Origin of the sequence: Bacillus sp. ISL-41 (assembly GCF_018613235.1) — a bacterium.
Lineage (GTDB): Bacteria > Bacillota > Bacilli > Bacillales > Cytobacillaceae > Mesobacillus.
In genome coordinates this window covers 162,835-187,462 of record NZ_JAGGQP010000027.1, presented here as the reverse complement: position 1 = coordinate 187,462, position 24,628 = coordinate 162,835, and the positions used below count along the sequence as shown (strand labels likewise).

25 protein-coding genes and 1 riboswitch are annotated in these 24,628 nt (G+C 43.9%); of the genes, 17 read left to right on the top strand and 8 right to left on the bottom strand.

Features of this window, described 5'->3' with window-relative positions; genetic code table 11:
- Positions 1 to 221 precede the first annotated feature (221 nt).
- The gene (locus J7I80_RS13780) at positions 222 to 2,057 is read right to left on the bottom strand and encodes a transglycosylase domain-containing protein (RefSeq protein WP_251027756.1); all 1,836 of its coding nucleotides are present in this window, start codon (positions 2,055 to 2,057) and stop codon (positions 222 to 224) included.
- A gap of 393 nt (positions 2,058 to 2,450) precedes the next feature.
- Here J7I80_RS13780 and kapD point away from each other — a divergent pair, with 393 nt between their 5' ends.
- Positions 2,451 to 3,074: a 3'-5' exonuclease KapD gene (gene kapD / locus J7I80_RS13775; RefSeq protein WP_214738913.1), complete on the top strand. Its 624-nt coding sequence runs from the start codon at positions 2,451 to 2,453 to the stop codon at positions 3,072 to 3,074.
- Positions 3,075 to 3,209: 135 nt separating this feature from the next.
- On the opposite strand, the gene kapB is transcribed toward kapD, so the two are convergent.
- A complete protein-coding gene (gene kapB, locus J7I80_RS13770; RefSeq protein ID WP_214738912.1) occupies positions 3,210 to 3,590 on the bottom strand; it encodes a kinase-associated lipoprotein KapB in 381 nt (126 codons plus the stop codon).
- Between the two features lie 106 nt (positions 3,591 to 3,696).
- Here kapB and J7I80_RS13765 point away from each other — a divergent pair, with 106 nt between their 5' ends.
- From J7I80_RS13765 to J7I80_RS13755, 3 genes are all read left to right on the top strand, one after another.
- Positions 3,697 to 4,434: a peptidylprolyl isomerase gene (locus J7I80_RS13765; RefSeq protein WP_214738911.1), complete on the top strand. Its 738-nt coding sequence runs from the start codon at positions 3,697 to 3,699 to the stop codon at positions 4,432 to 4,434.
- A 73-nt stretch (positions 4,435 to 4,507) separates the two neighbouring features.
- The gene (locus J7I80_RS13760) at positions 4,508 to 4,720 is read left to right on the top strand and encodes a hypothetical protein (RefSeq protein WP_214738910.1); all 213 of its coding nucleotides are present in this window, start codon (positions 4,508 to 4,510) and stop codon (positions 4,718 to 4,720) included.
- 316 nt (positions 4,721 to 5,036) lie between these two features.
- On the top strand, positions 5,037 to 5,486 hold the full coding sequence (locus J7I80_RS13755; RefSeq protein WP_214738909.1) for a hypothetical protein: 450 nt from the start codon (positions 5,037 to 5,039) through the stop codon (positions 5,484 to 5,486).
- A gap of 50 nt (positions 5,487 to 5,536) precedes the next feature.
- Here J7I80_RS13755 and J7I80_RS13750 read toward each other — a convergent pair whose 3' ends face one another.
- A complete protein-coding gene (locus tag J7I80_RS13750; RefSeq protein ID WP_353050110.1) occupies positions 5,537 to 6,706 on the bottom strand; it encodes a MalY/PatB family protein in 1,170 nt (389 codons plus the stop codon).
- Between the two features lie 86 nt (positions 6,707 to 6,792).
- Here J7I80_RS13750 and J7I80_RS13745 point away from each other — a divergent pair, with 86 nt between their 5' ends.
- Complete coding sequence (locus J7I80_RS13745) at positions 6,793 to 7,053, top strand: DUF1871 family protein (protein ID WP_214738908.1); 261 nt, start codon at positions 6,793 to 6,795, stop codon at positions 7,051 to 7,053.
- Positions 7,054 to 7,085: 32 nt separating this feature from the next.
- Here the strand turns inward: J7I80_RS13745 and J7I80_RS13740 are convergent, their stop codons facing one another.
- The 3 genes from J7I80_RS13740 to J7I80_RS13730 all read right to left on the bottom strand — a co-directional run bounded on the left by J7I80_RS13740 (position 7,086) and on the right by J7I80_RS13730 (position 9,916).
- Positions 7,086 to 7,940 (bottom strand): alpha/beta fold hydrolase, encoded by an 855-nt coding sequence (locus J7I80_RS13740; protein WP_214738907.1) that lies wholly within the window; start codon positions 7,938 to 7,940, stop codon positions 7,086 to 7,088.
- A 293-nt stretch (positions 7,941 to 8,233) separates the two neighbouring features.
- Positions 8,234 to 8,479, bottom strand: coding sequence for a helix-turn-helix domain-containing protein (locus J7I80_RS13735; protein ID WP_102264162.1), 246 nt, complete (start codon positions 8,477 to 8,479; stop codon positions 8,234 to 8,236).
- Positions 8,480 to 8,572: 93 nt separating this feature from the next.
- Positions 8,573 to 9,916, bottom strand: coding sequence for a sodium-dependent transporter (locus tag J7I80_RS13730; RefSeq protein WP_214738906.1), 1,344 nt, complete (start codon positions 9,914 to 9,916; stop codon positions 8,573 to 8,575).
- Positions 9,917 to 10,190: 274 nt separating this feature from the next.
- Between J7I80_RS13730 and J7I80_RS13725 the strand changes: the two genes are divergently transcribed.
- From J7I80_RS13725 to J7I80_RS13710, 4 genes are all read left to right on the top strand, one after another.
- Positions 10,191 to 10,748: an RNA polymerase sigma factor gene (locus J7I80_RS13725; protein ID WP_214738905.1), complete on the top strand. Its 558-nt coding sequence runs from the start codon at positions 10,191 to 10,193 to the stop codon at positions 10,746 to 10,748.
- Entirely contained in the window at positions 10,741 to 12,429 is a 1,689-nt protein-coding gene (locus J7I80_RS13720; RefSeq protein WP_214738904.1) for a hypothetical protein, read from the top strand. Before J7I80_RS13725 ends, J7I80_RS13720 begins: the two co-directional genes overlap by 8 nt.
- A 114-nt stretch (positions 12,430 to 12,543) precedes the next feature.
- Positions 12,544 to 12,939, top strand: coding sequence for a S1 domain-containing post-transcriptional regulator GSP13 (gene yugI, locus J7I80_RS13715; protein ID WP_041967157.1), 396 nt, complete (start codon positions 12,544 to 12,546; stop codon positions 12,937 to 12,939).
- A gap of 508 nt (positions 12,940 to 13,447) precedes the next feature.
- On the top strand, positions 13,448 to 14,644 hold the full coding sequence (locus tag J7I80_RS13710) for an ornithine--oxo-acid transaminase (protein ID WP_214738903.1): 1,197 nt from the start codon (positions 13,448 to 13,450) through the stop codon (positions 14,642 to 14,644).
- A gap of 65 nt (positions 14,645 to 14,709) precedes the next feature.
- Here the strand turns inward: J7I80_RS13710 and J7I80_RS13705 are convergent, their stop codons facing one another.
- Positions 14,710 to 14,943: a DUF378 domain-containing protein gene (locus J7I80_RS13705; RefSeq protein WP_023626663.1), complete on the bottom strand. Its 234-nt coding sequence runs from the start codon at positions 14,941 to 14,943 to the stop codon at positions 14,710 to 14,712.
- Positions 14,944 to 15,145: 202 nt separating this feature from the next.
- Between J7I80_RS13705 and J7I80_RS13700 the strand changes: the two genes are divergently transcribed.
- From J7I80_RS13700 to J7I80_RS13675, 6 genes are all read left to right on the top strand, one after another.
- Positions 15,146 to 16,309, top strand: a complete 1,164-nt coding sequence (locus J7I80_RS13700) for an iron-containing alcohol dehydrogenase (protein WP_214738902.1) — start codon at positions 15,146 to 15,148, stop codon at positions 16,307 to 16,309.
- A gap of 253 nt (positions 16,310 to 16,562) precedes the next feature.
- A riboswitch (cyclic di-GMP riboswitch) is annotated at positions 16,563 to 16,651 on the top strand.
- A gap of 137 nt (positions 16,652 to 16,788) precedes the next feature.
- On the top strand, positions 16,789 to 18,108 hold the full coding sequence (locus tag J7I80_RS13695) for an LPXTG cell wall anchor domain-containing protein (protein ID WP_214738901.1): 1,320 nt from the start codon (positions 16,789 to 16,791) through the stop codon (positions 18,106 to 18,108).
- A gap of 54 nt (positions 18,109 to 18,162) precedes the next feature.
- On the top strand, positions 18,163 to 18,846 hold the full coding sequence (locus J7I80_RS13690; RefSeq protein ID WP_214738900.1) for a class D sortase: 684 nt from the start codon (positions 18,163 to 18,165) through the stop codon (positions 18,844 to 18,846).
- Between the two features lie 71 nt (positions 18,847 to 18,917).
- The gene (locus J7I80_RS13685) at positions 18,918 to 20,348 is read left to right on the top strand and encodes a sodium/glutamate symporter (protein WP_214738899.1); all 1,431 of its coding nucleotides are present in this window, start codon (positions 18,918 to 18,920) and stop codon (positions 20,346 to 20,348) included.
- A 130-nt stretch (positions 20,349 to 20,478) separates the two neighbouring features.
- Positions 20,479 to 21,828 (top strand): glucose-6-phosphate isomerase, encoded by a 1,350-nt coding sequence (locus J7I80_RS13680; protein WP_214738898.1) that lies wholly within the window; start codon positions 20,479 to 20,481, stop codon positions 21,826 to 21,828.
- Between the two features lie 260 nt (positions 21,829 to 22,088).
- A complete protein-coding gene (locus J7I80_RS13675; RefSeq protein ID WP_214738897.1) occupies positions 22,089 to 22,493 on the top strand; it encodes a YugN-like family protein in 405 nt (134 codons plus the stop codon).
- Here J7I80_RS13675 and J7I80_RS13670 read toward each other — a convergent pair.
- Positions 22,490 to 23,485 carry a potassium channel family protein gene (locus tag J7I80_RS13670; protein WP_214738896.1) on the bottom strand — a complete coding sequence of 332 codons (996 nt, stop codon included), beginning with the start codon at positions 23,483 to 23,485 and terminating at the stop codon, positions 22,490 to 22,492. The two genes, J7I80_RS13675 and J7I80_RS13670, sit on opposite strands and share 4 nt — an antisense overlap.
- A 212-nt stretch (positions 23,486 to 23,697) precedes the next feature.
- On the opposite strand from J7I80_RS13670, the gene J7I80_RS13665 reads away from it, so the two are divergent.
- Entirely contained in the window at positions 23,698 to 23,904 is a 207-nt protein-coding gene (locus J7I80_RS13665) for a hypothetical protein (RefSeq protein WP_214738895.1), read from the top strand.
- A 124-nt stretch (positions 23,905 to 24,028) separates the two neighbouring features.
- The gene (gene uptA, locus J7I80_RS13660; RefSeq protein WP_214738924.1) at positions 24,029 to 24,619 is read left to right on the top strand and encodes an undecaprenyl phosphate transporter UptA; all 591 of its coding nucleotides are present in this window, start codon (positions 24,029 to 24,031) and stop codon (positions 24,617 to 24,619) included.
- Positions 24,620 to 24,628: the final 9 nt, after the last annotated feature.

The following is a 24,628-nucleotide window of genomic DNA, read 5'->3' as shown; positions in this document are numbered from 1 at the left end:
TGTCCGTCACAAGGTTGATGATGGACAGAAATGGTAGTGCAGAAGAAAAAAGTGTCCGTCACAAGGTTGATGATGGACAGAAATGAGCGAGAGAAACAAAAAAGTATCCGTCATAAGAGCGATAACGGACAGAACTAAGCGTGCACAAGGAAAAAGTGTCTGTCATAAGGTTGATGGCGAATGAGTTAAGAGGAACCGGGCAGTCATCGTGACTGTCCGGTTTATTTTTTCATGATGTCACGCCAGATCAATAGATGAGGTGACTGATGATTGATATTTTCCATGCTCTGCGGCTTGTCTTTGCCGACCCAGACTCCTGCTGTGTACGGCCCGTTGAAGCCGATGAACCAGAAGTCTTTAAAGTTATTTGTCGTTCCGGTCTTGCCTCCGGCACCAGGTCCGGCACCAGCTGCTTTTATTGCTGTTCCTGAGGCAACAGTCTTTTGCATCAGGCTCCTCACTATTTCAGCGGTGCTCGGATTCCATACCTGGGCAGGCTCGTCGTTCCATTTATAAAGTACTTCTCCATCCGAATCTGTTACATTCGAGATTGCTCTTGGCTTTAGGAAAAGGCCTTTATTGCTGAAAACGGTATAAGCTGATGTCATTTCAAGCGGACTGACTCCAGTTGTGAAACCGCCAACTGCAGCGGCGAGCACATGATCCTGTTCTGTTACTTTTTCAAATTGAAAGGGTGTAAGGTCACTGAAGGCTTCATGTGCTCCAACCTGCTGTAAAATCCGTACAGCCGGTGTATTGTAGGAATTGATGAATGCTTTCTCAAGCGTGACCATCCCATAGTTTGATCCCCCATAGTTCTTTGGGCAATAACCCTTGATGCAAAGCGGGCCGGCGTTGACTTGAGAATCCTCGTTTGCATCGAATCTTTCAAAGTAAGGGGCATAAACCAGCAATGGCTTAATCGAAGAGCCTGGCTGGCGAAACGCCTGATATGCTCGGTTGAAGTCGCCGCTCTGATAATCCTTTCCTCCGGCGACCGCCACTATCTTCCCGGTTTCATGGTTGACCACTGTGGCGGCGCCTTGAATCGCTGCATCTTGGAGGTGGGTTTTAACAGCTCTGACTGCCCGATTTTGCAGACCGATATCCAAATTTGTATGTATGACCACACCTGAACGAAGCAATTCCTCCATCCTTGATGTTAGTTCGTCGCTGTTATCGAGATTTTCCCGTTCTGAAATCAATTCCCTCAGCTCGTGTAAAGCATAGGAAGTATAGTCAGGATATAAATTTTTCCGGGAGTCGACTTTCAGTATGATTGGTTCCTGCTTTAGCTTTTGTGCTGAACCAGGTTTGATTTTTCCATGTTTTGCAAGTTGATCCAACAGCCGTTCTTGACGTTTTTTTGTTCGCTCGAAGTGCTGTATCGGGTCATAATAGGACGGATTATTTGGAATCGCAGCAAGGAAAGCTTGTTCCGCCTCGGAAAGGTCCATCGGGGCTTTTTTAAAATAAAAGTCCGCTGCGGCCTTAATTCCATATGCATTATTGTGAAAATAAATCGCATTTAAATACTGTTCAAGAATCTCTGACTTTAAAAAAGTCTTCTCCAGCTGGTAGGCATATAATACTTCACTAAGCTTGCGGTTATATGATTTCTGGTGGTTCAGATATTGGTTCCGCGCCAGCTGCTGGGTAATGGTGCTTGCGCCCTGTTCTATGTCCTCCGAATGAATATTGATGGCCAGAGCGCGGCCAATTGCCGGCAAATCAAAACCGGGATGTTTTTCAAAATTACGGTCTTCAGAAACAATAAACATCTCTTTAATAAAATCAGGGATTTCATGCCCTGCAGCATAGCTCCTGTTCATAGGCCGGTGTATCTCGGTAATAACTTCACCATTATTTGCAAGGATTGTACTCGTTTGGGAGAGCTTCGACTTGGTCAAATCGATTTTTTTATCAAGGGTATCACTGATGCTTACAGCATTTCCTGCTTCTGTATAGGTTAATGTCACAACTGCAATAAACGCTGGAATTAATAGTAGTATCAAAAGGTAGCCTGTTATAATCCTCACGGTAATTCCTTTCTGCATTCATTTTTCTTTCCACTCTCCATAATATCGGAAGTGATGAGCTGAAATTTACTTTCATTTTTGATTAGGCTCTGTTAAAACCCGAGGTTGTTTTTATGCTCTGTTGATTGTAGTGGAAGGCGCGAAGACTCCTGCGGGGATGAGCAAGTCATGGGGAGACCCCGCAGGCGCTTAAAGCGCTGAGGAGGCTCCCCGACTGCCCGCGGAAAGCGAAGCGCCTGGAACGAAAATCAACTGCCGAATTTAACAGAGCTTTTAATAAAAAAATGCTCACCTTAAATTGCAGAAAATTTAAAAATTTAATAAAAAACGTGATATAATAGATAAAATAATCGACCGAAAAGCATATACTGGTTACATACAACTACTGGCTTTTCAGAAAGTTGGGGAAGCATGAGCGAAAAAGAAAGGACAACATTATTTATTGATTTTGAGTTTACGATGCCTGACCGGAACAGCAAGAGAAGGGGCTTTTACCCGGAAATCATTGAAGCTGGCGCTGTCCTCGTCGAGAACGGCAAGGTGGTTGAACAATTTTCTTCGTATGTCCGGCCGCTGCGTTTTCCGATTTTGACAGATCGCTGCCGCTCATTTCTGAACATCACCCAGGAGCAGGTGAATTCGGGTATTACGTTCAAGGCTTTGGTAGATAAGCTTAGGTCAATGGGGGGGAGCAAGAATTGCCAGATTGTCACCTGGGGCAATATGGACATGAAGGTGTTGCTGCAAAATTGCCAGCAGGCGTCTGTCGCTTTTCCGCTGCCGGGTAAGCAGATTGATCTTTCGATGGAATATAAGCGCTTCTTCGGCGACCAGAACCAAACAGGGCTATGGAAGGCAGTGCAGGAGTATGGCAGGGAAGGTACAGGCAAACATCACCGTGCCCTTGATGATGCTTTGACGACCTACCATATTTACAAGCTAGTGGAAAAAGACAAACAATACTTGCAAAGACCGGAACCGGCCACAATCGGGGATATGGTCGATTTCTCCAAGCTGCTCAATAAATTCGCATAGAAAAGCCAGATTGGAAAAAACAATCTGGCTTTTTGCGTCTCTTAAGGCTGGTTCTGGCATCCATTTAACCAATATCATGGAGACTTCTGAATAAAGAATTAGGTTGAGAGTGCAACAAAGTTTTCGAAAGAAACTTTATTTAAAATAATCCTTCTCCAGAGACTCAAGGTTTCTCAGGCTCTGCTGTGCCCATGGTGAATCGTCGCCTTCAAGTTCACCGCGAAGCTTGCTCGTCGCTTCCTTTAAAGATTCAAGGTAATCAGGAATTTCCCCCTCATATGGCTTGACCATTTTTTCAGGGATGTTTGCCTGTTCGCGGAAAGACAGTGCTTTTCTTTCATGGAAAAAACCAACCGCCGCGTCCTTTGGATTGTGTAGGTCGCCCTGCATCGGATGTTTTGCCACAGCCAACACTCGGACAAGATAGTGCTGTGGCCGGCGTTCTGTGATTTCGCCTATGTATTTGCCGGTTTTGTAAATGGCGGTTACTTGATCGCCGATATTCAATTCAGCCATGTTGAAAGCTCCTTTCGGAATACACATAATTTCTTTTATTATAGCAAAAACAAAGGTGCAAAACATTTTGTAATCGTTTAAAGTGTCTATAGGAGGGATACATACAATGACTAAAAAAATATTGGCAGTACTTTTTGCAATGATGCTTGTTCTAGCTGGCTGCGGCACCGCTGACGAAAAGCAGGAAGCAGACAAGCAGAACGAGGACAAGCAGAACGAAGACAAGACGAATGCTGGACAAGCCGTTGAGGAAGATCTTGATTATCCTCAAGCGACAGCGGAAGTCCAGGAAAATGAAAGGCTTGTAGAAATGGTCACTTCCATGGGAACTGTTAAAATCAAGCTTTTCCCTGAGCAGGCTCCAAAAGCGGTAGAGAACTTTATTAAGCATAGCGAAGAGGGCTACTATGAAGGAGTCACTTTCCACCGCGTTATTGACGGATTCATGATCCAGGGCGGCGATCCTGATGGAACGGGTATGGGCGGTGAAAGCATCTACGGCGCTCCATTTGAAGATGAATTTTCACAACAGCTCTTTAACATTCGCGGTGCATTATCAATGGCCAATTCCGGTCCGAACACGAACGGAAGCCAGTTCTTCATCGTCCAAAACAAGGAGCTGGATGCTAGTCTTCCAGAGAAGATGAAGCAGGCAGGTTACCCTGAAGAAGTCCTGAAGATGTATGAAACTGGCGGCACGCCACACCTTGATGGCAGGCACACTGTATTCGGCCAGGTAGTCGAGGGAATGGATGTTGTTGATAAGATTGCCGCTGCTCCAACGGGTCCTCAGGACAAGCCAGAGGAAGATGTCGTCATCGAAAAAATCAATGTGCTGAAATAGGAAGTTGTTTGCGGTTGGACGAAAATCCAAACCTTGCTATAATGTTTGGAGAGCTGATGAAAGGAAGATGAGAATGAGTAAGTGGTTTGTCATCTCATTATTTTTATATTTTCCGGAAGACAAGACTGAATATATCCCGGCCGCGATCACTTCGCTCGTTTTCCTGATCGGAGCGGTCCTGACGATGAGATACATCATCAAAGTTTCCAAAAGGGAAGCGCAGAAAGCAAAGGAACACGAGCAGGCAATCATGAAACAAATGAATGATCATAAGGAGAACAGCTGATTCATTGGCTGTTCTTTTTTTATGGGCAGAATAACTGGTAAAAATCGAGCGGAATTTCCAGTTCGCTATAAAATCCGGATTTTCGCTATAAAAACGTAAATTTCGCTATAAAATTTGAGTTTTCGCTATAAAAAAGTTTTTTTCGCTATAAAAACAGGATTTTCGCTATAAAAATGTAAAGTGAGGAATTATCCATTTAATATGTATTAAAAATAAGGTTTATCCCGTTGAAAATCAGGGTAAAAGTCATGTTTTCATTATTTTACTAAAACGTTATAATACAATTTATATTCTAAAATGAAGTTAGGGGTATAAATTGAAGAACTTACAGATAGAGAAGATTGTCGAAGAAATTCTTGTCCAATCTGGCAGCAGTGTGAAGGTAAAACTTGAAGGCTTTTTTCCGGGCGACCGTTTTGCGGGCGGGAAATATAATTTTGGAACTCATACGATTACTTTATATATTGAAGAGATCAAGGCGCAATGCCTGCAGGTCTTTTCTTCAATGGAACATTTTGAAGATTATCTTGCCGTTGTTTTTGCTCATGAGATTGGGCATGCCGAGGACCGTGAACTTGCGGAGCTGATCCTGCGTATGGAGGAAACCGGCAATGACGTGTTGAAGAAGAGCATTGCCCTCCAGATTGAGATGAATGCCTGGGATTATGCGCGCATGCTGATTCCGCAAAGGCTGCATCCATTCCTGGACACAATCATTGGCTATTCCTTAGAGCCATACTACGAAGCGCTGGAAGTGAGCGCATAAAAAATGGAGCCAGCCCGAATGGGACGGCTCCATTTTTGCTTACTAAAAGTCTAACTGAATGCCAGCTTCAACCTCTCAAGTCCCTCATTCAAGGTTTCGCGCGGACAGGCCAGGTTCATCCGGACAAAGCCTTCGCCGCCTTCACCATACTTCGTTCCTGGTTCCAGTCCGAGTTTTCCTTTTTCAAGCAGCTGATCTTTGATCTCCTCGTCGCTCAAACCAAGACCGCGACAATCGATCCAGAGGAGGTACGTGGCATCTGCCTTCATCGGTTTTAGTGCTGGCAGGTGTTCGGCAATAAAATCAGTTGTGATCTTCATATTCTCATCCAGGTATTCAAGCAGCTGCTCGAGCCATTCTTCACCTTCACGGTAGGCAGCTTCCATTCCTGCAATCGCAAAGGCATTCAATGTAAAGAAGCCTTGCTGCTCTTGGACTTTTTTGAATTTCGCCTTCAGCTCCTTGTTCGGAATCAGGGCGGCGGAAGCCTGAAGGCCGGCAAGGTTGAAGGTTTTACTTGGCGCAACGAAGGTGGCAGTGATCTCCCTGAATTCTTCCTTGATCGAAGCGATTGGGATATGGACATTGGGCTTGAACACAAGGTCCGAATGGATTTCATCGGAAACCATCAGAACGTCATGCTTTACGCACAGGTCGCCGATTTTTTCCAGTTCATCACGAGTCCAGACTCTGCCTCCAGGATTATGCGGGTTACAGAGAATGAACATTTTCACGCCATCCTGCAGCTTGGCTTCAAAGTCGGCAAAATCCATTTCGAATCGCCCGTTCTCTATCAATAGATTAGACGTAACGAGGGTGCGGTCGTTATTTTTGACCATGTTAAAAAATGGTGTATACACTGGAGAATGAACAAGTACCTTATCACCTTTTTCCGTAAACGCACGAATTGCCGTGCTGATCGAAGGGACGACTCCTTCGCTGAAAACGATGGATGATTTCTTGAATTCGCAATCATGGCGATTTTTCATCCAGTCCTGGATGGCTTCTGTCACTGACATCGGCACAAAGGTATAGCCGAATATCCCGTGTTCGATCCGACCCTTCAGTGCATCGGTGACCGCCTCGGGAGGATGGAAATCCATATCTGCGACCCACATTGGCAGGACATCATCTTTGCCAAAAACCTTATCAATCGCATCCCACTTTACTGAATGCGAATTGTTCCTGTCCACTACCTTGTCAAAATTTATTCTATCCACTATGTACGCACCGCCTTCTCCTTGAAAAATTTATCTTACTCTTACTTTATGATAAGATATTTTTAAAAAATAATCAGGTGATTGGATTGGAATCGAAAGAACTTAGCTATAAATTAATTGATGTTTTGAATAAATGGGATCCCTTCAAGGTTGGCGAAGGCCAGTTCGACCCGGAAATCGCCGATATCCTCCAGGCTGTCCATGATTATGACGAAGCTGATAAAATCGCCCGCAGGATTCAGTCCGTTTTCGAGTTTTCATTCGAACAGGTCTTGCCGTATGATCAATGCCTGACAGTCGCAAACACAATGCTTGCGATCAAAAATGAAGATGTTTGCTCCTTATAACTCTTCCTCTATACGAACAGAAACGGCAGCCATCAGCGGCTGCCGTTTGCTGTTGCTTCAGCTGTTTCCTCTGCTGCTATGAACCTGTTGATCAATTGATGGACATCCTCCGGGCGTTCCTCGGGGACGAGGTGGCCAGTTTCTTTTAAAATGACGAGTTCTGAATTCTTCAAGTCCTTATTCAGCTTTCTCCCGATCCGGACGGGGACGACTTTATCGTGTTCGCCCCAAATCAGCAGGCATGGAGCTTCGATTCTCCTTAGCTCTTCGGATGAAAGGTCGCCCTCCCGGTGGCGGATCATCATCGTCAACGCTTTGAAAATATCATCCTCCAGGAATGGAGAGAGATAGCCATACAGCATTTCATCATTGATCATCGAATGGTCATATACGACATTCTGCAGGTTTTGTTTTACACCCGATCGTGCCAGGTGGAACTTTACGTAAAGATGGAAATACGGGATGTAGCTTGAAAGGACTAGCGGCAGCTTTGCCTTTTTCAAATATCCCGAACTGCAAAGCAAGATTCCCTTTTTCGCATATTCCGGATGATGCAATAGGATATTCATGGCGATTTGGCCGCCCATTGAATGCCCTATGACATTGAATTCACGGACACCAAGGGATTTCATCAGCTCAACGACTGTCGCGGCCAGGTTCTCATAAGAATATTTGAAGCTCGATAACTTCCCGCTCTTCCCAAAAGGGGGAAGGTCCACTGAAATCACGTTATAATCCTCTTTTAACAGAGGAATCAAATGCCTGAAGCTGAAAGTAGAGGACAGAAAACCATGGAGCAGAACCAAAGTTTCCTCTGCGTCAGGGTTCTGGTAGTGCTCATAGTAAAGGTCGATTCCTCTAACGGTTTTATTCCTGGCAAATTCCATCGGCTTTCACTCCTGACATATTAGGCAAGGTATGCCATTTATTTTCCCCGCAAAACGCTGCTTCACACAATAAAAAACAAAAAAATATGGGCACCAATGCTGGTGCCCATTAAAAAAGGGGGGAATACTAGAAAGCCTTATGGGACTAGGATAGCCAGATTGGCAGAATAGTATACATTTATTTTGAAAAATTTAATGACTGGTTCTCATTCTATGCGGCCGACATTTACAGCAGCAAAAAAATAGAGCAGGCATAATAACCTGCCTGCTAAGTGGTTTTATGATATTGCAGGTTACAAGCTGCTTGGTCTTTGGTCGAGTTCTGGCGGTGCAGCGTAATAAATCTCTCCCATTAATTCGGATGCAGGGACATCAAGGGCTGTCGAGATTTTTAGAATCGTCTGCAATTTAGGTGTCTGCTCGCCGCTTTCGTATCTTTGGATCGTCCGCGTACCTACCCTGATTTTTAAAGCGAGCTCCTCCTGTGAGATTCCGACTCGTTCACGGCACATCTTGATATTCTGTCCAATTGCAGTCATCGCTCATCACCTCCAAAAATAAAATATCTCTTACTATAAGTTTATCATTAAATTTTTGAAAATATCGACAATAATGTGAACGTTTTCTTAACTTTAGATTATACCAATCGATTGTAAAAAAACAATGCCGATACCTATTGGTACGATGTAGCGAATGCAGAAGAACCAAATGTTGAATAATAATGCATTGCTTTCAATTCCTTCCTCCATTTCACGTCTGACCATTTTTCGCGGGAGGACATAACCGACGAATATGGCGATGAAGAAAGCTCCCAGCGGCAGGGCAATATTGCTAGTCAGGAAGTCGGCGAGATCGAAGAAGGTTTTTCCGAAAAATTTCACCTCTGATAAAACACCGAAGGAAAGAGCATTCGGAATTCCCGCAGCGAAAACAAGCAGGCCAGCAATCCAGGAAAACTTCTTCCGTTTATCTTTGTCTCCTTTAGATAGTACCGCGACGATGATCTCAAGAATTGAAAACGCGGATGTCAATGTCGCAAAAAGCAGCAGAATCAAGAAAATCGTCATAAATAACCCGCCAAATGCCAGTTCATTAAATACGGCAGGCAGGACGACAAAAACGAGTCCGGGTCCTGCTTCAGGTTCTAAACCAAACGCGAATACAGCCGGGAAAATGACAAGGCCGGCGAGCAGCGATATGAGAATATTCAACCCGACTACTGAAAAAGCGGATTTTGCCAGGCTTTCCCCCTTGGGCAAATAAGAAGCATAAGTCACCATTACGGAAAGTCCGACACTTAAAGCAAAAAAGGACTGCCCGAGAGCCATCAAAATGGTTTGCCCTGTTACAGCAGACCAGTCAGGCTTCAGGAAAAACTCTACCCCGGCCATCGCTCCATCCAAAGTTAAAGACCTGATTACCAGGATGATAAAAAGGATGAACAGAGCGGGCATCATGTATTTGCTCGCTTTTTCAATGCCCTGCTGGACGCCGCCCTGCACGACCCAGATGGTAAGGACAAGGAATAACAGCTGAACAGCAACAGCTTCAACTGGATTGGATATGATGTTTTCAAATGCTGCACCGTATTCCGCCTGGGTTAATTCAGAAAGTGATCCGGTAAGGCTCCGCGCTAAATAGGAAAGGATCCACCCGCCAACTACACTGTAGAAAGACAGGATCAGGAAGGAGGCAATGACACCGCCATACCCAAGCAAAGGCCATGCGCTTTTCGGCGCCAGGTGTTTATAAGACATAACAGCGTCCTTTTGAGTATTGCGGCCAATGATAAATTCAGCCAGCAAGATAGGTGCACCTATAAAAATAGTCATCAGCAAGAAGAAGATCAGAAAGATGCCGCCTCCATTTGTTCCTGCCATATAGGGAAATTTCCAAATCGCCCCGAGTCCGATGGCTGATCCTGCTGCAGCCAGGATGAACCCGAGCTTTGAAGTCCATTGTTCGTGCCTGTTCATAAGAAAACTCCTTTTTTAAAAAAGACTGAATATTTATATTTTCTGACAAAATAAAAAAATACCTTTTCATGTTACTATTTTTTCAGGAAAAAGCATAGTATTTTCAGGCTTTAAACAATTATTAAGCTTTTTGTTATTTTTTTGAAACAAAAAACAAAATATGCCGTTTTATAGGTAAAAGTTATTTTCGATTAAAGAGACAGAAACGCATGCGGCCGCAGCTGTCTCCGTAAAAGAACGAAAAAAGAGAAGGTACCAGTTTGGGGGTTCCAAAATGAACGATGATGAATTAGTGTTCCGCGCCCGGAATGGCAATATGCAGGCTTTCGCGGAGTTGATCGATATCCATACTCCAACCGTCAAGCGCTTTGCCTTCCAACTTGGGAACAAATATGACGACATAGATGATATCACTCAGGAAGTATTCGTTAGGGTATACCGCTTCCTCGATCAATTTTCACATGCCAAATTCACAACCTGGCTCTATAAAATCACCCTGAATGTCACAAGGGATTTTGCACGCAGTAAACATAGGCAATTTAAAAAGGTACTGAAGATCGGCAAGGAACGCTCATACAACGAGAAGACAGCAGAAGAAAGCCTCCTGCGATATGAAGAAGACAGGACACTGCATGAGTGCATCCAAAAACTCGATGAGAAATACCGCATCCCGATTGTCCTCTTCTATTTTCATGATAAAAGCTATGACGAAATCGCGGAGATTAGTGGTGCATCTCTGGCAAATGTAAAGACAAGAATGTCAAGAGGGAAAGAACACTTGAAGAAACTGCTCACTCTAGCCGAAAAGAAGGAGGGTGCAAACCATGGATGATCAATTATTGGAAAAGCGTCTGGACAGCCTGAAAAAAGCATACGATGACATGCCGGAAGATGAGAATCGTTCAGCAATCCTTGCGGCAATCAAAAAGGACCAAAAGAAGCAGAAACAAAACAAATGGTTTCACCTACCTTACGCCGCGAGCTTTATTGGAGTGGGGATGATTGCAGGGGTCTTGATGATGCAATATATCGGGGATCAAGCGCCAGCTAAGGACAAGACAGAACTGCATCAGGCATCATCCGGTGAAAATGATTCCGGTGAGCTGGGAGAAGCGGATGTAAAAGCTGTGTTTGAGGATCTACAGGAGTATTATCAGGAGAGGGAACTTCAGACTAAAGAAAAGCTGGGATTCTTATCAGGATTTGAAAATTATCTATACCGAGATATTCCAATGGAACTTAAAGATGAGGAAACAGCTTTTCTATCAAACCTGGAAGCATATGAACAAACCGATTTGGATGAGACGAGAAAAAGACTTACCAGTGAGATTGATCAAGCTTTCACCATGCCAGCAGAGATCATCGACAGGCTTTTACAAGAAAAAAATGACGAAGTTTCTTTTGATGGTCCTGAGTATACCCTCCTAAATCAACTGGAGTCTTTTTTAGGAGCTTATTATCTTTCGATGACCTATTACGAAGATGACATAAATAAAGCAATTGAGAAAGAAAGTGTCACCGTGGTTGTCAAAAAGATGAATGCCAGTGGAGAAGGTATTTCTTCTGCTAAGTTGAAAGAAATGTCATCAAGAGCTGTTGAAAATGGATATGCTTTTAGGGAAGAAGCAGGCAGTATTGTTCCTTATGTGAACTTTATCGGCATTGCAGACCGCCTTCGCGGAACAGCTCATGAAGATTACGTAAAGTATTTGGAACTAAGGAGCAACAGAGTTCAGGACCGTAACGGAGAGGTCATTTCCTTTGAGGGCCTGGCGGATTTACTGGTAAAGCTCGAAAAAACAATTGCAACAGTGGAGGATGCGACCATCGAGGAAACGATGCGGATTGACGTCCGGAATCTCTTTGGCCTTTTTGTTGTCAGTCAACATATTTATGACAAAAATAACGAGTTGAAAGATGAAGTAAAACAAGCATATATATATTTGGTTAAAACCTATCCGGAGACCGACACAGCTTCAGCTGTGCAAAATATGTACAAAAAGATGGAAAACAATAACTTCCAAAAGCCGGCTGATGTCGAGAAGCTTGATTTTCCAAGGTATATGGAGATTATGGAGATCCCAGCCCATATAAAGCAGGAAGACGTAATTGACAGACAAGTGCTCCCGCTCTCAGATGCTCTGATGTCGAGCTATAAGGAATTCGCGGCCAAGAAGAATTTCAATATCCTGAAAAATTATGGCCCATTTGAAATCATGCAGCTATACTTCCATGCAGACCAGGCGGGTGAGTACGAAACCAAATACGCACTATACAGTAAGAATGGCGGCCAGCCTCCAGAAGAACAATATATACAAGAAATGAAGGAAGCGAAAGGGACGGTAAGCGAAGTGCTGAAGGGCTATGAGTTCGCTTCCCTTTACCACCCGGAGGATGATCCGGAAAAAGTAATTGGAATCCAGCTTCATTTCAATGACCGCCCTGATGCTCCAGTCTTCCAGGTGGTCCAGGAGGACGGCTTTTGGAAAGTCCAATATTTGCCATTTCAATAATGGGAGCACTCCTATAGAATTATCTTATTCCTTTTGATAAATGCTACAGAATATGATATAATTTTTAATTGCGTATTAATGGGATAAAATAAAACAATATTTAGGAGTGTTTCCATGTCAGAAAATATTCAAGTAGGCAGCGTTTTAACAGGAAAAGTTACAGGAATCCAGCCATACGGCGCTTTCGTAGCATTAGATGAAAATACACAAGGTCTAGTGCACATTTCAGAAATCACACACGGTTATGTTAAGGATGTTAACGAGCACCTTACAGTTGGCGATGAAGTGAAAGTGAAAGTTTTGTCAATTGATGAAGCTGCTGGAAAAATCGGCTTATCAATCCGTGCTACTGAAGAAGCACCTGAACAACCACAACGCGCTAAGAAGCCACGTGGCGCCAAGCGTCCGGCTGCTGTAGTCCAGCACCAGGATGATTCAGCTCAAGGCTTCAACACTTTGAAGGATAAGCTTCAAGAGTGGATCAACCAGTCAGATATGGCTAAGAAATAAGCTTTAAAGCGAAAAACCGGACAATTTTGTCCGGTTTTTTTTATGGGGAAATTCTTGTTTGGATTTTCCTGTTTTTGCTGCTGGAAAAATGCCTGATTTTCTTTTAAAAATCGTCTTATTTGCTACTGATATGACCTCATTTGGGAGCTGGAAAAATTATTCTCTTAATGATTGCTGATAATCTCCCGAAACGACGTCATAATCTCCTGGATGTTCGGTTTAATTGCCCGAAAAGTTCCTGTAATTAATCCAAAATAGAGTATAATCGTGCCGTCTTCCTAATTTTGGTAAAATGGTGGTATTTTAAGTAGTGCAAACAGAGTGACTTGGTGCGACTTCGGACAAGGTTTAATCAATCCTACCAAAAAACAGCCCGAACCCGGTGCCTCCTCTCTATAAAAGAAACTGAATTCGTCTGTCTTTCTTTTTTAGGGGGTTAAAATGAAAGAGCTTACAGGTTACAATATGAATGTCTAACCAATTTTTTCATTGGAACGGAGGAAAATTCATGACAACAACAAAAACTAGCTCGCTGATCGAGCAGACTCAAAAGTACGGTGCGAATAACTATCATCCGCTGCCAATCGTGATTTCGAAGGCAGAGGGAGTTTGGGTAGAGGATCCAGAAGGCAACAAATATATGGACATGCTGAGCGCGTATTCGGCTGTCAATCAGGGGCACCGCCATCCTAAGGTCATCCAGGCGCTTAAAGACCAGGCAGACCGCGTGACTCTTACTTCAAGAGCATTCCACAATGACCAGCTTGGACCATGGTATGAAAAGGTTTGCAAGATGACGAACAAAGAAATGGCTTTGCCGATGAACACTGGAGCAGAAGCGGTTGAAACGGCTATTAAAGCAGCTCGCCGCTGGGCTTATGATGTAAAAGGCGTTGCGGACAACCAGGCTGAAGTGATCGCTTGTATCGGCAACTTCCATGGCCGCACAATGACGGCGGTCTCTCTATCATCTGAAGAAGAATATAAACGAGGCTTCGGGCCAATGCTTCCAGGGATCAAACTGATTCCTTACGGAGACCTTGACGCGCTTAAGGAAGCTATTACTCCTAACACAGCTGCCTTCCTGATTGAACCGATTCAGGGTGAGGCGGGAATCGTCATTCCGCCAGAAGGTTTCATGAAAGCTGCGTTCGAGGAATGTAAAGAAAACAATGTCCTTTTCATTGCTGATGAAATCCAGGCCGGTCTTGCCAGGTCAGGAAAAATGTTCGCATGTGAATGGGAAGGTATTGAGCCTGATATGTACATCCTTGGAAAGGCGCTTGGCGGCGGGGTTTTCCCAATTTCATGCGTCGTTGCAGACAATGATGTACTGGGAGTATTCAACCCTGGTTCCCACGGGTCTACTTTTGGCGGCAACCCAATGGCCTGCGCAGTTTCCATCGCGTCTTTGGATGTACTGATTGATGAGAAGCTTGCCGACCGTTCCCTTGAACTTGGAGAATATTTCATCAGCAAACTGCGTGAAATCGACAACTCCATCATCAAGGATATCCGCGGCCGCGGCCTGTTCATTGGCGTTGAGCTGACCGAACCTGCACGTAAGTATTGTGAAGAATTAAAAGAAGAAGGCTTGCTCTGTAAAGAAACGCATGATACGGTCATTCGTTTTGCACCGCCGCTTGTCATCAGCCAGGAAGAACTGGACTGGGCAATCGAAAGAATCAAGAAGGTATTATCATAAACATGAGAAAACCCGCCTCGATAGGGCGGGTTTTTCATTTTTGGCCAATTAAGCCGCATTTTTAATTACCGAGTAGCGCGTGGTTCTGCGGCTCTCTCTTCTCTTTCGCTTGGTGCGAAAAGAAGTCCGATGTTTATGAGACCGGCAAGACCGACTAATCCATAGATGATTCGAGCCAATGCTGAATCCTGTCCGCCGAAAATAGCAGCAACAAGGTCAAATTGGAAGAATCCTACTAAGCCCCAGTTGATGGCTCCGATAATGGTAAGTACAAGTGCTGCACGTTGAATACCGCTCATGGATGTTTCCTCCTTAAAAATAAATTTGTTCTTTTATAGATTGTTTCAGCACGAAATGAATTATTCATTCGCCCTATATTTATTACCTACCCATGTGAAAAAAGTTGTAACATTTTACAGCACATTGGAGAACATTAAGAAGTGTATTTTTTGCAATGCTTTTTAAAAAGGAACATAATTAGCGTTGAGGAAGGTGATTTAAATGGATAACTTTACTTTTTACAATCCAACGAAACTGATATTTGGCAAAGACCAGCTGGAGCAGCTGAAAAATGAAGTCCCCCAGTATGGCAAGAAGGTGCTTCTTGTTTACGGCGGTGGCAGCATCAAGCGCAATGGGCTTTATGATTCTGTCATGGACACTCTGAAAGAAACTGGCGCGGAAGTATTCGAACTGTCTGGTGTTGAACCGAATCCCCGTTTGTCGACTGTCCATAAAGGCGTGAAGATTTGCAAGGAAGAAGGCATTGAATTCCTGCTGGCAGTAGGCGGCGGCAGTGTCATTGACTGCACGAAAGCAATCGCTGCAGGCGCAAAATACGATGGCGATGCTTGGGATCTTGTCACAAAGAAGGCTTTTGCAACAGAAGCTCTTCCATTCGGTACGGTCCTTACTTTGGCAGCTACAGGCTCTGAAATGAATGCTGGTTCTGTCATCACAAATTGGGAAACGAATGAAAAGTATGGCTGGGGAAGCCCGGTCACATTCCCGAAATTCTCCATCCTTGATCCTGTGAACACTTTTACCGTTCCGAAGGATCAGACGATTTATGGAATTGTCGACATGATGTCACATGTGTTCGAGCACTATTTCCATTTGACGGAGAATACGGAATTCCAGGACCGCATGTGTGAATCCTTGCTTTTGACTGTGATGGAAACAGCTCCGAAGCTGCTAGAGGACCTGGAGAACTATGAATACCGTGCAACCATCCTTTATTCAGGAACGATGGCCTTGAATGGAATTCTTAACATGGGTTACCGCGGCGATTGGGCGACTCATAATATCGAGCATGCCGTATCGGCAGTGTATGATATCCCTCACGGAGGCGGGCTGGCCATCCTGTTCCCGAACTGGATGAAGCATAATCTTAAGGTTAAACCAGAACGCTTCAAGAAAATGGCTGTCAGGGTCTTCGGTGTTAACCCGGAAGGCAAGACAGACGAAGAAGCAGGTTTGGAAGGAATCGAAAAGCTGCGTGAATTCTGGAACAGCATTGGTGCACCGTCACGCCTTGCTGATTATGATATTGATGACAGCAAGCTGGAATTGATGGCGGATAAAGCCATGGCGAACGGTGAATTTGGCAACTTTGCGAAAATGAATAAAGACGACGTACAAGAAATTTATCGTATGTCATTATAAAAATCTAAAGGACCCGGGAGTATTTCCTGGGTCCTTTGTCTTTTATATGGGCAAAAAAACTCATGGAGATAGTTTGGGATAGACATCGATGTACTGAAAAAATCACTCAATACGGGTAAAAAAGAAGGTGAAGAAAAATTTACCAATATTTTTTCTAGGACTAAATGTTTAAGTAACTGGGTAACTGTGGTAAGTCTCTAAATGTAAGACAATGGAGCAGTAGGAATAATTTACATAAGCACGATCAACATCATCATGCTCAGGGCAAACCTGTTGAAAGACAGGGACGCAAAACAAGGAATCTAAGGCTGCCATCCAGCTAAGATTGTCCTAGTTGCCATGGATAGAGGAATTCAAGCTGTTGTTTTGTCGAGAAAAAGAGAATGAATAATTGTAAAAGGAGGGAAAATGCCTTTATTAAAAACTGAAAATTCAGTTTATTTTTAGTGCTCGATTTTAAATACAAAGGAGTAGAAAATATGAAAATGAAAAAACGTTTATCCATTTTAGCTGCATTCATGCTTTTGCTTATGATTGCTTTCCCGTTTACAGGTGCATTTGCAGCGGAAAATAGTGAGCAAAAAGAAAATTCCAAAGAAGAAAAGATTGTTAAACAAGAGGAGCAGGTCCAAAAAGATAATGAGTCTGCTGGCAAGCAGGAAAAATCCAGTGCTGATGTAAAAGCAGCTTCTACGGAAAATGACCATGAAAATAAGCAAGATACCGATTCTAAGACAATTGGCCAAGCTAAAAATGACTCAGAACAAGTAACAAATAATCCTGATGAATCTGAAAATAGTGCAAATCAGGAAGATAATCAGGAACAAAATACAGAAGAAAACAATGGCCAAGAAGAAAGTAATGCTCCAGAAGAAGACAATGGCCAAGAAGAAAATACACCGGCAGATAGCGAAAATGAGTCGACACCAGCTGAGGATGGAACCGTGCCAGGCAATGATAATAAAAGCACCCAGATTCACCTTCACATCGATCAATGTGTCAATCCTGTTGAAACGGCCTATGTCCAGATTAGCGGTGAGTGGCAGGAGATGACGAATCCTGGTTCTTCCCCTTTATTTAAAGCATTTGATGATGGGGAGTTCATTCAAGATGATGTTACGGCATTCAAACTGATTTTTACAACAGGTGAAGAGCTGGTTGTCCCAGTCGGTGAAGTAAAAGTGGGAGTTGAAGCAGAAGGCTCTGTCAATTACTGGCTGGAAAGCTGTGAGCTTCCTGCAGAAGAACCATCTGAGACGGACGATTCAGAGGATACTGATGACACGATGAAACTGTTATCTATGATAAAAATTATGATTGACGAGAATCCGCGCCAGATTGAAAAGGTGACACTGCTGATGATGAGCGGGAAGAGAGTTGATTTTGAAAGAGTCAATGAACTTTTCAGTCTCACTCTAACAGAAGAAGTCGAACTGAAATTGATTCGCGGCATTGAGATTACCAGCAATGGTGAAACGAAGCTGATCTTGCTCTCGGATATCGAGTCTCTGGAAATCGTGGAGAGTGTCCTTACCCTTCAAGTGAACTGGGATATGAAAGGTGAAATAGTCGAGGAAGAAACTGAAGAGGCTGATACAGAAGAGGAAAGTGAGACGACAGCACCTGGCAATAATTCAGATTCCGGAAATACATCTGATGGCACAACAAATGAACAAGTATGGAACGGCGAGGTCCTTCCTCAAACTGGTGAAAGCAGCAGGACGATGTTCTATGTACTGGGCTTCCTGCTCGCTGCAGGAGGAGTATTGCTAAGGTTCAGGAATCCATTGAAGAACTAAACGGGGTGGAGGGGAAGAGATTCCCCTCTTTTATTATTATAAGAGGTGAAAATAATGAGAAAAGTATTGTCGCTATTATTGATTATAGCTGGCCTGTCGATCTTTTTTTATCCTGCTGCAAAGGATTTTAATACCTCCTACAATCAGGAGAATATGATTGAAGAATGGGAAGGCAGCAATCAGGAAAATACGGTGGCTGCTGAGAGTCTTAAGGAACTTGAGAAAGTATTCAGTATCGAAACACAGGCGGAGGGCAGTGGAAGTGACATTACGCCAGTTGAAAATCAAGAGTCTGAGGAAGTACCGGCATCTGACACAACAAAAATTAAACAGAAATCGCGAACTGGAATGGTCGGTGTCATTGAAATTGACAAGATTGGCGTGAAGCTTCCGATTTTGAATGGTGCATCGGATGCAAACTTGGATAAAGGCGCCGGCCTCCTGGAAGGAACGCCGGCTCCAGGTATGCCTGGGAACAGCGCAATTGCTGCCCATCGAAACAGAGCCTACGGAAGCATGTTCAACCGGCTCGATGAAGTAGGCGTAGGGGATACCGTGACGGTCAAAGATAAAAACAGTACTTACCAATATGAAGTATACGAAACGCTGGTGGTGGAACCACATGAAACCTCGGTACTCAATGGCAGCCAGGATGAAAAGGTACTAACCCTTATAACATGCACGCCTATTGATACGGCAACACACAGGCTGATTGTCAAAGCGAAAATCAAGCCATAATAGATTCTGTGTTTTTACCATGCATGAGAGGGTATGGGATTAGGAGAAATGATTAATTCTAGGAGGAGAAGATGGAATTTAACAGTGTTCTGCTGGCATTCGTGTTTATTGCGGTCTTGTTGGCTGCCGGAATGCTCCTGCGGATGACGATTCCTTTTTTCCAAAAGTATTTTATCCCTACTTCCCTTATTGCAGGTCTAATTGGATTGTTAATGAGTAAGGAAGCATTGGGAAAGCTGGGATCGACCATTCCTGGGGCAGGATTTCTGGAAAATGGCGTATATCCCGAAAAAGTGTACGATGCGATGCTTTCGATTCCTGAAGTCGCAATCACCATTATTTTTGCCTCGCTTTTTTTAGGTAAAAAAATTCCCGGAATCAAAAAGATATGGAAGATTGCCGGTCCACAAGTTGCCTATGGCCAAACCGTATCATGGGGCCAGTATGTGGTCGGAATCCTTCTGGCGATTTTTATTTTGAAGCCAGTTTTCGGTCTTCCTCCAATGGCAGGGGCTTTGATTGAAATCGGATTTGAAGGCGGGCCAGGTACGGCTGCCGGAATGAGAGGGACATTCGAGGCCCTCGATTTTTCTGAAGGAGCCAGTATTGCCCTTGGACTGGCAACAGTCGGGATCCTGACTGGTGTGATTACCGGCATTATCATTGTCAATTGGGGCATCAGAAAAGGTATGGCGAAGGAAGCGAAAAAAGCTTCCGAGCTTTCTGATCGAGAACGAAAAGGTCTGTACCCTGAGGATGAAGAACAGTCGGCTGGAGAATTATCAACAAGATCGGAATCCATTGAATCGATGACAGTCAACTTTTTATTCATTTTTGTGGCAGTCGGCGCAGGTATGCTTTTATTAAAAGGACTTCTGCTACTGGAAAATACCACTTGGGGTCCGGCTTACGATATCGAAATCATCAAGCATGTCCCGTTGTTTCCTATGGCCTTGCTTGGAGGAGTGGCGACTCAGCTGCTATATGATCGGTTCAGTCCGTACAAGCTTATTGATAAAAAAGTTCTAGCACGGATTGAGGGGTTTTCCCTGGATGTCTTGATCGTGGCATCCATCACCACTCTATCCATTTCAGCGATTAGTGAACATATCCTGCCTTTCCTGATCCTTGCCGGTGCGGGAATCGTGTTGAATCTCGCTGCATTCTTCTTTTTGGCAAAAAGGGTTTTGACTGATCATTGGTTTGAAAGAGCTGTCCTCGAATATGGACAATCCATGGGGATGACCACTACCGGCTTACTTTTACTGCAAATAGTGGATCCGGAAAAAGAAACGCCAGCACTCAATGCATTTGGCTATAAACAAATCATGTTTGAACCGATTGTCGGTGGCGGCCTGTTCACCGCTGCTTCCATGCCGCTGATTGCACAATTTGGACCGGTTCCTGTTTTGATTGGGACAGGTATACTATTCGCGGGCTGGCTTTCAATTGGACTCTTTTATTTTGGAAAAAAGGATGGTAATAAACGTGCCCAATCGTGATGAAAAAAACTTTTTGCAAAGTTTACTTAAAATTTCACAATTGGGCACGCTTACATCTGAGAGTGTTTCTTGATTATTGAGATTCATTTCGATAAAGTGATAGAGAATATAAAATAATGGAGGATCAGACATGACACATGTTCGTTTTGATTACTCAAAGGCGCTAAGCTTTTTTGGTGAACACGAAGTTACATACTTAAGGGATTTTGTAAAAGTAGCCCATCATTCATTACATGAAAAGACTGGTGCAGGCAGCGACTTTTTAGGCTGGATCGATCTGCCTGTAGACTATGATAAAGAAGAATTCGCACGCATCCAGAAGTCAGCTGGAAAAATCAAAAGTGATTCTGATGTCCTGCTCGTTGTAGGGATTGGCGGCTCTTATCTTGGTGCCCGTGCTGCGCTTGAATTCTTACAGCACAGCTTCTATAACGCTCTTTCAAAAGATAAGCGCAAGACACCGCAGGTCATTTTTATCGGCAACAACATCAGTTCAACGTATATGACAGATGTGATGGACCTTCTCGAAGGAAAAGACTTCTCCATTAATGTCATTTCAAAATCTGGAACAACGACGGAGCCTGCGATCGCATTCCGTATTTTCCGCAAGCTTCTTGAGGAAAAGTATGGAGTCGAAGAAGCACGCAAGCGCATTTATGCGACAACGGATAAAGCACGTGGTGCATTGAAAACTCTTGCTGACGAGGAAGGCTACGAATCATTCGTGATTCCTGATGATGTCGGCGGACGTTATTCTGTCTTGACTGCAGTAGGCTTGCTGCCGATCGCTGTCAGCGGTTCAGACATCGAAGCGATGATGAAGGGTGCCGCACAAGCGAGGGAAGACTTCGGCAAGTCAGAGCTTGAAGAAAATCCTGCGTACCAATACGCAGCAGTCCGTAACGCGCTTTACAATAAAGGCAAGACGATCGAAATGCTGATCAACTATGAGCCATCACTGCAGTACTTCTCTGAATGGTGGAAGCAGCTGTTCGGCGAAAGTGAAGGGAAAGACCAGAAGGGAATCTATCCTTCTTCAGCGAACTTCTCCACTGACCTTCATTCACTTGGTCAATATGTGCAGGAAGGCCGTCGTGACTTGTTTGAAACAATCATCAAGGTCGAGAATCCTCGCCATGAAATGGTGATTGAAGAAGCGGCAAGCGATCTTGACGGCTTGAACTACCTTGCAGGCAAGACAGTTGATTTCGTGAACAACAAAGCGTTCGAAGGAACAATGCTTGCCCATACAGACGGAGGGGTACCGAACCTTGTTCTGACGATTCCTCAATTGGATGAGTACACATTCGGTTACCTTGTGTATTTCTTCGAAAAAGCCTGCGCCATGAGCGGCTACCTGCTTGGTGTGAATCCATTTGACCAGCCAGGCGTTGAGGCATATAAAGTGAACATGTTCGCATTGCTTGGTAAACCAGGCTTCGAAGAAAAGAAAGCAGAATTGGAAAAGAGACTTAAATAATTCTGAAAAGGAGCACCCGATAACAATGGGTGCTCCTTTTGTGTGAATTGGTTTTTTGAGTGCTTGGAAAAATCTCGTGAAATTTCCAGTTCGCCAATAAAGTTGTGAAAACCGCCAATAAAATTATTTCTCCCCCAATAAACCTAAAACACCAGCAGTCATTGCCCGCATTTAAGGCTATTCTATTTGTTCGCTGCTCATTAAAATACCGCTTTTGGTTAAAACTAAGCAAAAACACACTTGGAAAGGCGGAACAACCATTGATTGAGATACAGTCTGAGCTTGAGGGCAAACATTTTGATCTTTTTAAACTGGAGCAGCTGCTTAAACCGTTAGGATATAACATCGGTGGAAACTGGGATTATGACCATGGCGCGTTCGATTACAAAATAGATGACGAAGTTGGATACCAATTTCTGAGGCTTCCATTTAAGGCAATTGATGGCCAGCTTGATTCGAAAGGCTGTACAGTGAAGATGCAACGCCCTTTCCTGCTTTCACATAAATATCAGCGGGGGATCGATGATCATGCGGAAATTGGGAATGCGAGCGCATCCTTCAACCAGTTCCAGGAACCGGTGGATAAGGATGCAAGCTTTCCGGAAAAGTACATCGAAGTAGGGCGGTCGCTTGTCCGCGAAGTAGAATCTGCATTATTACATTAATCATCATTTGAAATCGCAAGAAGCTGGTCATCGTATTTGATTTTGATATTGTTTTTGGGGTTGACAATTACGTCATCCCCTCTTTTACGTCCAATCAAAATAATATTGCGCTCTTTCAGCAAAAAGCTGCTTGCTTCCTGAAAGTTCTTATCAATCAGAGAAGCTTCCACCTCAATATAAGATAAGCGTTTCCCATTCAATTCCCCAAGCAAATCCAATAAAGGGTTCACAACCTCCGCTGAGGCGATGCTGTTCAAAAGTACCGCGCTGGTAAGGGCGTTAGCGGGAATCAGCTCATCAGCCCCAGCTCTCCTCGCATTATTGATTTGTTCGCTTGTTTGGATTTCAGCGATGCAACGGATGTCTGGATTCAATCCTTTGATGGCGAGCAGCGTGAGAATCGTGTTCATATCGGCCTGCAGCTCATCCAGATTCTGGTCTGATGTAATAATCACTTTCCTTGCTGTTGAGATACCTGCACTCAATAAGGTATCATCCTTGTTCGCGCGGCCTCTGATGAAATGGACATTGTCATCCTTAATGGGGTTTGACCCCAGTGTATCGTCCACCAATATGATGGCTTCATCCGCCTCTATGAGAGAACGGATAACTGAACGAGACCTCTCGTTCCAGCCGATGATGATAATATGACTGCTTCCTCTGAAGCCTACCTTTCCCTCAGCATAAGCATTTTGTTTAGTAACCGTTGCAGCAGAAAGATGAATGAAATATGAAGATAAAAATCCTGTGCCAATCAACAGGAGCAGGATGGCTGTGATTCGTCCCCATGTGGTAACGGGATAGAAATCTCCGAATCCTACTGTTGACGCAGTGATGATAGCCCACCAGACACCATCAAAGATCGTCGGGAAACTTTTCGGTTCAACATAATGAATGACTACACCAAACAGAGTAATCATCATAGCGGCAATCATCAGGATCCTCAACAAAATCGGAAGTTTTACAAAACGCATATATAAATGATTAGTCATTATAGTCCCCCTCTTTTTTCCTTTCTTTATATATGAAAACAATAATTACTTTTCCCTTGTTCTTCTATTCAAAAACAGGTTTAGCCAGATTTATGTAATTCTATTTTCGTCGAGCAGGTTCTTTTTTACACAAAAAATTCAGGAATAGTTCATCAGCCCGTACCAAAATTCCTGCCATACATATGCTGGATAGTGAAAGGAGGGATGATGATATGTCATTCAACTGGGGATCGAATGTACTGCTATTTCTCGCCTGTATGCTTGCTGGATGGGCTTTGATTAAATTCGGGCCGTTGCTGTTGACTCTTGCGGGGCTAGGCATCTTTGGAATTATTGGTGTAATTGTTATCGTGCTTTTCGCTTTTGTCATTATTTTTATCGGCTTGCGGGTACTGTTCAGAGGCGGCTGGCGCGGCTGACGTTCCTGCTAACAGAACCTGTCTTAATGGCAGGTTCTTTTTCATGTTCTTAGAAAAATAGAGATAAACTTGTACATCGTTCAATATATTTTTAAAAGAGAGGAACAGAATGGGAGTTGGTGAAATGCATGATGTCATGATGAATGCTCTGGACTGGCTGTCGAGCCTTGGGTATTTTGGAATTGCTCTCGGTTTGATGCTTGAGGTCATTCCGAGTGAGATCGTCCTCGGGTATGGGGGATATATGATTTCTGAAGGGACCATTGGTTTTACAGGGGCAGTGGTTGCAGGAATCATCGGCGGAACTATCGCGCAGCTGTTCCTGTACTGGCTTGGATATTTTGGCGGCCGCCCAATGCTGGAGAAATACGGGAAGTACTTATTGATCAATAAGCATCACCTGGAAATATCGGAAAAATGGTTCAACCAATATGGATCAGGTGTCATTTTCTCGGCCAGGTTCATCCCGGTAGTCAGGCATGCGATTTCAATACCTGCAGGGATTGCAGGCATGTCAGCCATCAAGTTCACGCTCTATACGATTGCCGCAATGATTCCATGGACAGTATTTTTCCTTTATCTAGGAATCGTCCTCGGTGAAAATTGGTCAGGAATTAAGGATATTGCCAAGCCATTCATCATCCCTGTTAGCATCATTGCGCTAGGTGGAGGTGCAGTATACATACTGGCAGCACGAAAACAAAAGAACCTTTAACCAACTCAG

What these genes read in the sequence shown, in the direction of transcription:
- J7I80_RS13780 (WP_251027756.1), bottom strand. Translation starts at nt 2,057, where the DNA reads ATGCAGAAAGGAATTACCGTGAGGATTATAACAGGCTACCTTTTGATA.
- kapD (WP_214738913.1), top strand. Translation starts at nt 2,451, where the DNA reads ATGAGCGAAAAAGAAAGGACAACATTATTTATTGATTTTGAGTTTACG.
- kapB (WP_214738912.1), bottom strand. Translation starts at nt 3,590, where the DNA reads ATGGCTGAATTGAATATCGGCGATCAAGTAACCGCCATTTACAAAACC.
- J7I80_RS13765 (WP_214738911.1), top strand. Translation starts at nt 3,697, where the DNA reads ATGACTAAAAAAATATTGGCAGTACTTTTTGCAATGATGCTTGTTCTA.
- J7I80_RS13760 (WP_214738910.1), top strand. Translation starts at nt 4,508, where the DNA reads ATGAGTAAGTGGTTTGTCATCTCATTATTTTTATATTTTCCGGAAGAC.
- J7I80_RS13740 (WP_214738907.1), bottom strand. Translation starts at nt 7,940, where the DNA reads ATGGAATTTGCCAGGAATAAAACCGTTAGAGGAATCGACCTTTACTAT.
- J7I80_RS13735 (WP_102264162.1), bottom strand. Translation starts at nt 8,479, where the DNA reads ATGACTGCAATTGGACAGAATATCAAGATGTGCCGTGAACGAGTCGGA.
- J7I80_RS13730 (WP_214738906.1), bottom strand. Translation starts at nt 9,916, where the DNA reads ATGAACAGGCACGAACAATGGACTTCAAAGCTCGGGTTCATCCTGGCT.
- J7I80_RS13725 (WP_214738905.1), top strand. Translation starts at nt 10,191, where the DNA reads ATGAACGATGATGAATTAGTGTTCCGCGCCCGGAATGGCAATATGCAG.
- J7I80_RS13720 (WP_214738904.1), top strand. Translation starts at nt 10,741, where the DNA reads ATGGATGATCAATTATTGGAAAAGCGTCTGGACAGCCTGAAAAAAGCA.
- yugI (WP_041967157.1), top strand. Translation starts at nt 12,544, where the DNA reads ATGTCAGAAAATATTCAAGTAGGCAGCGTTTTAACAGGAAAAGTTACA.
- J7I80_RS13710 (WP_214738903.1), top strand. Translation starts at nt 13,448, where the DNA reads ATGACAACAACAAAAACTAGCTCGCTGATCGAGCAGACTCAAAAGTAC.
- J7I80_RS13705 (WP_023626663.1), bottom strand. Translation starts at nt 14,943, where the DNA reads ATGAGCGGTATTCAACGTGCAGCACTTGTACTTACCATTATCGGAGCC.
- J7I80_RS13700 (WP_214738902.1), top strand. Translation starts at nt 15,146, where the DNA reads ATGGATAACTTTACTTTTTACAATCCAACGAAACTGATATTTGGCAAA.
- J7I80_RS13695 (WP_214738901.1), top strand. Translation starts at nt 16,789, where the DNA reads ATGAAAATGAAAAAACGTTTATCCATTTTAGCTGCATTCATGCTTTTG.
- J7I80_RS13690 (WP_214738900.1), top strand. Translation starts at nt 18,163, where the DNA reads ATGAGAAAAGTATTGTCGCTATTATTGATTATAGCTGGCCTGTCGATC.
- J7I80_RS13685 (WP_214738899.1), top strand. Translation starts at nt 18,918, where the DNA reads ATGGAATTTAACAGTGTTCTGCTGGCATTCGTGTTTATTGCGGTCTTG.
- J7I80_RS13680 (WP_214738898.1), top strand. Translation starts at nt 20,479, where the DNA reads ATGACACATGTTCGTTTTGATTACTCAAAGGCGCTAAGCTTTTTTGGT.
- J7I80_RS13670 (WP_214738896.1), bottom strand. Translation starts at nt 23,485, where the DNA reads ATGACTAATCATTTATATATGCGTTTTGTAAAACTTCCGATTTTGTTG.
- J7I80_RS13665 (WP_214738895.1), top strand. Translation starts at nt 23,698, where the DNA reads ATGTCATTCAACTGGGGATCGAATGTACTGCTATTTCTCGCCTGTATG.
- uptA (WP_214738924.1), top strand. Translation starts at nt 24,029, where the DNA reads ATGCATGATGTCATGATGAATGCTCTGGACTGGCTGTCGAGCCTTGGG.